General features: G+C 73.0%; 6 protein-coding genes and 1 pseudogene. 6 read left to right on the top strand and 1 reads right to left on the bottom strand.

Going from position 1 to position 4,988, the window contains the following annotated elements:
• A partial coding sequence (locus ACLEQD_RS36810; RefSeq protein WP_410390563.1) for a polyprenyl synthetase family protein occupies positions 1–940 on the bottom strand: 940 nt, incomplete at its 3' end.
• A 123-nt stretch (positions 941–1,063) separates the two neighbouring features.
• Between ACLEQD_RS36810 and ACLEQD_RS36815 the strand changes: the two genes are divergently transcribed.
• From ACLEQD_RS36815 to ACLEQD_RS36840, 6 genes and pseudogenes are all read left to right on the top strand, one after another.
• Positions 1,064–1,627 carry a peroxiredoxin family protein gene (locus ACLEQD_RS36815; protein ID WP_410390564.1) on the top strand — a complete coding sequence of 188 codons (564 nt, stop codon included), beginning with the start codon at positions 1,064–1,066 and terminating at the stop codon, positions 1,625–1,627.
• 126 nt (positions 1,628–1,753) lie between these two features.
• Positions 1,754–2,002 carry an NAD-dependent epimerase/dehydratase family protein gene (locus ACLEQD_RS36820; RefSeq protein WP_410390565.1) on the top strand — a complete coding sequence of 83 codons (249 nt, stop codon included), beginning with the start codon at positions 1,754–1,756 and terminating at the stop codon, positions 2,000–2,002.
• A 2-nt stretch (positions 2,003–2,004) separates the two neighbouring features.
• Positions 2,005–2,529, top strand: coding sequence for a TIGR01777 family oxidoreductase (locus tag ACLEQD_RS36825; RefSeq protein ID WP_410390568.1), 525 nt, complete (start codon positions 2,005–2,007; stop codon positions 2,527–2,529).
• Positions 2,530–2,624: 95 nt separating this feature from the next.
• Complete coding sequence (locus tag ACLEQD_RS36830) at positions 2,625–3,677, top strand: alpha/beta hydrolase-fold protein (protein ID WP_410390566.1); 1,053 nt, start codon at positions 2,625–2,627, stop codon at positions 3,675–3,677.
• A gap of 259 nt (positions 3,678–3,936) precedes the next feature.
• Positions 3,937–4,545 carry a hypothetical protein gene (locus tag ACLEQD_RS36835; protein ID WP_410390567.1) on the top strand — a complete coding sequence of 203 codons (609 nt, stop codon included), beginning with the start codon at positions 3,937–3,939 and terminating at the stop codon, positions 4,543–4,545.
• Between the two features lie 114 nt (positions 4,546–4,659).
• Positions 4,660–4,988 (top strand): annotated as a pseudogene (locus tag ACLEQD_RS36840) (metallophosphoesterase); the annotation flags it as partial.

The following is a 4,988-nucleotide window of genomic DNA, read 5'->3' on the forward strand; positions in this document are numbered from 1 at the left end:
CCACCAGCTCCCGGGCGCGCGCGAGCGCCGCGTCGTCCTTGCACTCCACCGGCAGCGCCCACAGCCGCTCCAGCTCCTCGCGGCCCTCGGGCGTGGCGCGCACGTACGCGGCCACCACCGGGAAGGTGCGCTTGGCCTGCGTGAAGTCGCCGTCGGACGCCTTGCCCGCCACGGACGCGTCGCCGTACAGGCCGATGAGGTCGTCGCGCAGCTGGTACGCGAGCCCCACCGAGCGCCCCACCCGCTCCAGGCCCTGCTGGAGCAGCGGATCCGCGCCGCCCAGCATCGCGCCGCACACCAGCGGGGCGCAGAAGCCGTAGCGCGCCGTCTTGAGGTGCGCCACGCGCAGCGTCTGGAAGAGCGTCACCTCCGCCAGCGGCACGCGCGCCAGGTCCAGGTCCAGGTACTGCCCGGCGGCCGTGTGCCGGCACACCCCCAGGTAGTAGCGCGCCACGCGCGACGCGCCCGGCATGCCCGACTCCAGCATCGCCTCCAGCGAGCGCGCGAAGAGGTGGTCCCCCATCACCACGGCCAGGTCTTCCCCCGGCCGGCCCGGGGCCAGCATCCGGTGCAGCACCTGCCCGCCCCGGCGCAGCTCCGCCTGATCCGCCACGTCGTCGTGGATGAGCAGGAACGTGTGCAGGAGCTCCAGCCCGGCGGCGAAGCGCCACAGCCCCGGCGGCACCGAGGTGCTCCCGCGGGCCAGTCCGTGCCCCGCCAGCACCAGCGCGGGCCTCAGCCGCTTCGCCGGCCGCAGCGCATAGGCCCGCGTCTGCGCCTGCGCCTGTGTCCAACGTGCGTCCAGGCCTTGTTCATCCGGCAGCTCGAACAGCTGGGCGAGCGCCGCTTCCACCTGCGCCTGCACGAGCTGCAGCCAGGCTTGCTCGGGGTATGCGGCTCCGGCGGAGGTCTGCTGCACGTTGGGAAGCAGGGTGGCCATACAGCGGATCTCCGAAGGCGGGAGCACGGCAGCAGCCTTTCCACCTAGAGGTAGCGTTTGCGTACAGAGATTGTCAAGGCTATGTCTAAGGTTTGCAAAAACCTTGTACACGGGAGGCTCCCGATGAAGGCATGGATCACAGGTGCGTTGACGGTGACCCTGGCGGCGGGGAGCGCGGGCGGCGCCCCTCCGGATCCGGAGCCGGTGGACGCGACGTTAAGCACCTCCAAGGGAGAGCGCGTCCAGCTGGCCCGGTGGCGTGGGAAACCCGTCATCCTCTTCTACGAGGACAAGGACTCCACGACACTCAACGCTCCCTTGAAGGCGGAGCTGTTCGCCCGGGGACGGGAACGGGGCCTGCTCCAGAGCGCCTTCGTGGTGGCGGTCGCCAACCTGGAGAAGTACGACTTCTTCCCCGCCCGGGAGATCGCCCTGTCGTACGTGCGCGACGAGGAGAAGAAGGCCGGCGTGCCCATCCTGGTGGACCTGAAGGGCACCCTGGGCCTGGCGCCGTGGAAGCTGCCCACCAAGACGTCCACGGTGATGCTGCTGGACGCGGAGGGCACCCCCGTCTTCCGGTACTCCGGCCGCATGAAGCCGGAGGACCAGGACCGCTTCTTCACCACCCTGAGCCAGCTGGTGGGCCAGGACCTGACCGCCGGGCGGGAGCCGGAGGCCCACCCGTGAGGGTGACCTGCACGGGCGCCACCGGCTTCCTCGGTCCAGGCCTTGTACAGGGTTTGTTGGAGGCGGGTCACACGGTGCACGTGCTCAGCCGGAACGTGGAACACGCGCTCGGCCGGCTGCCTCCGGGTGACGGGCTCCTACTTCGACGGCAGCACGCCGCTGTCGCCGGACGCGCTGGCGGGGGCGGAAGGGGTGGTGCACCTGGCCGGGGAGCCGGTGGACCAACGTTGGACACACGAGGCCAAGCACCGCATCCACGCCAGCCGGGTGGAGGGCACGCGCGTGCTGGTGGAGGCGATGAAGCAGGCCGGCTGCGTGCGGCACTTCGTCTGCGCGTCGGCGGTGGGCTTCTACGGCGGCGCGCGCGCGGGCTGACGCTGACGGAGGAGGACGCGCCCGGGGACGACTTCCTCGCCCACGTGTGCCAGGGCTGGGAGGCGGAGGCCCTGCGCGCGCAGGAGGCGGGCATCCGCACGGTGCGGCTGCGCATCGGCGTGGTGCTGCACCCGGCGGGCGGCGTGCTGCACCGGATGCTGCCGGTGTTCCGCATGGGCGCGGGCGCGAAGGTGGGCCACGGCCACCAGTACGTCAGCTGGGTGCACCGCGAGGACCTCTTCGGGCTGATGCGCTTCGCGCTGGAGCACCCCACGCTGTCCGGCCCGGTGAACGCCACGTCGCCGGAGCCCGTCACCAACGCGACCTTCGCGCACACGCTGGGCGCGGTGCTGGACCGGCCCGCGGCGCTGACGGTGCCGGGGCTGGTCCTCAAGGCGCGCTTCGGGGAGATGGCGCGCGTGGCGCTGGAGGGCCAGCGGGTGATGCCCCAGCGCGCGCTGGAGGCGGGCTTCCAGTTCCGTTACCCGGCGCTCGCTGGAGCGCTGCGCGACCTGCTGTCGCCCTGAGCCGAGGCCCCCCGCCCGCGATGTCGGCGGGTGGACGGGGACGCCGCGCCGGGCCCCGGGCTCGCGCGCACGGGTGCGTACAGTGCGCGCCACGCATGGACGACACCCGGACGCTGGAAGCCCGCGCGCGCACAGAGGGCACGCCGCTCATCGACGGAGCCACCGCCACCTTCGTGTGGAAGGGGCCCCGCCCCGTCTTCCTCCAGGGGGACTTCCAGGACTGGCGCGGCACGCCCCTGCCCCTGGAGCGCGTGGGCAGGGGGCTGTGGGCGCGCTCGCTGGCGCTGCCCGAGGACGCCTACGTCGAGTACGCCCTCCAGGACGCGAAGGGCCGCCGCGTGCGCGACGCCCTCAACCCGCGCCGCTCCGACAACGGCTTCGGCGGCTTCAACCACTGCTTCTGGATGCCGAAGGGTGAAGCCACGCCGCTGGGCCGGCGCCTCCGCGGCGTGCCCAGGGGCCGCCTGACGCGCCACCAGCTGGCGACGCACGAGTGGGCCGTGGGCAGCAAGCGCGCGGTGGCCCTCTACGCGCCGCCCGTGAAGGGCCCCGTGCCGCTCATGGTGGTGCTGGACGGCGACGACTACTTGAAGCGCGTGCAACTGCCCACGCTGGTGGAGAACCTGGTCGCCGCGGGCCGCATGCGCCCGGTGGCCATGGCCTTCGTGGCCAACGGCGGCCCGGCCCGCACCACCGAGTACGCGTGCAGCGAGGCCACCGTGGCCTTCCTCGCGCAGCGCGTGCTGCCGCTGGCCCGCGAGCACCTGTCGCTGGTGGACGCGCAGCGCACGCCGGGCGCGCACGCGGTGCTGGGCTCGTCCCTGGGCGGGCTGATGGCGCTCTACGCCGCCCAGCGCCTGCCGCGCGTCTTCGGCCGCGTGCTGTCCCAGTCCGGCGCCTTCTCCATCGAGGGCACCGACATGGTCGTCTTCGACCTGGCCCGGCGCACGAACCAGCCGCCCCTGCACGTCTGGCTGGACTGCGGCCGCTTCGAGGGCCTCCAGGACGGCAACCAGCGCCTGCTGCCCGTCCTCGACGCCACGGGCCACCGCGTCACGTACCGGCCCTACAGCGGGGGCCATAATTACCCCGCGTGGCAGACCAGCCTCCCGGCCGGCCTGGAAGAAATCTTCTCGCCCGCGGGGTGACGCGGCGCGGCGAGGGGCCGGATTTCCGTCCGGAATGAAAGTCCCGTGGATTCAAGGGTTTGGCCCGGGAGGAAGGCGGCCAAGGCTGGATGATCCAGGATTGGGAGGGGGGTTTGACGCGGCAGGCGGGCAGCCGGGCGGGGGTTGTGGACCCCCAGGCCACGCAACCTGGGGGAAGGCAGATCCGATAACGGATGTAGGTGCGCAACCCGGCGCGAGTACCGCGACGGGCCCCTTCCCCCGCTCCTGGAGTCCCCCCATGTCTCGCGTCGATGGTGGCAACCGCCCGTCCCTTCCCCCGAAGCGCTCGGAGTTCGAGCGGTCCGAGCGGAGCGACGTCACGCGCGACGGCAAGCCGGGGGCCGCCCAGGGCCGGACGCCCGCCAACGCCAACGTGCGCTCGTTCCAGGGCCGCAGCGACTTCGAGCCCTCGCGCCCCGCCCCTGCCTCCGCCCGCCCCACGCCCCCGCAGACGCCGGCCGTGAAGCCGCCGCCCTCGCCGGCGGAGGCGGAGTCCATTGCCCAGGCGGACATGGAGCTGGGGCTGCTGGCGGAGTTCCCGGACGCGGACGCGCAGAGCGGCATCGCGTCCGCCATGCTGCACGCGCACTCGGACGCGCCCGCGTCGCAGAACCGCATCGTGGAGCGGCTGAAGCAGGACGGCCGCCTGGAGACGCTCTTCGGCGAGGTGTTCCGCGAGGACAACCCGTACGTGGAGCAGCCGCACAAGAACGCCATCGTGCGAGCGCTCGACACCGCGCTCACCCGCGGCACGGTGACGGGGGACGACCTGCGCGCCTTCTCCCGCGGCACCTACGCCCAGGAGTGGCAGCAGATTGGCGCCGCGCTGGGTGACGCCCGGAAGTAGCCGGTCGCCAGGCTCCAGGCTCCAGGCTCCGGAGCCCCGGGCCCCCACCGCTTCACGCTTCTTCACGCGCGTGCCGGTTGCGCCGGAGCGCGTGCGCGCCAGGATGGGCCTCCCATGGTGGAAAGCCCGTTGCGCGTCATCCTGTTCATCCTCCTCGTCAGCGTCGCGTCGGTCCTGGTCCACGTCTACCTGTACCGGCGCCTCTTCCGCGACACGTCCACGAACCGGAGCTGGCGCACCGCCGGCAAGGTGCTGCTGACGGCGCTGTGCCTGCCGCTGCTGCTGTCCTGGGTCGTGACGCGCGTGGTGCCCTCCGCGTTCATCGTCGCCGTGGCCGCGTGGACGTGGATGGGCGTGGCCGTGTACCTGCTGCTCGCGCTGGCGCTGCTGGGCGCGGTGCGCTGGGCCGTGGCGCGCGCGCGGGGCCACCGGGCCGTCGCCGC

It is taken from the genome of Corallococcus sp. 4LFB (assembly GCF_046520365.1).
Classification (GTDB): Bacteria; Myxococcota; Myxococcia; order Myxococcales; family Myxococcaceae; genus Corallococcus; species Corallococcus caeni.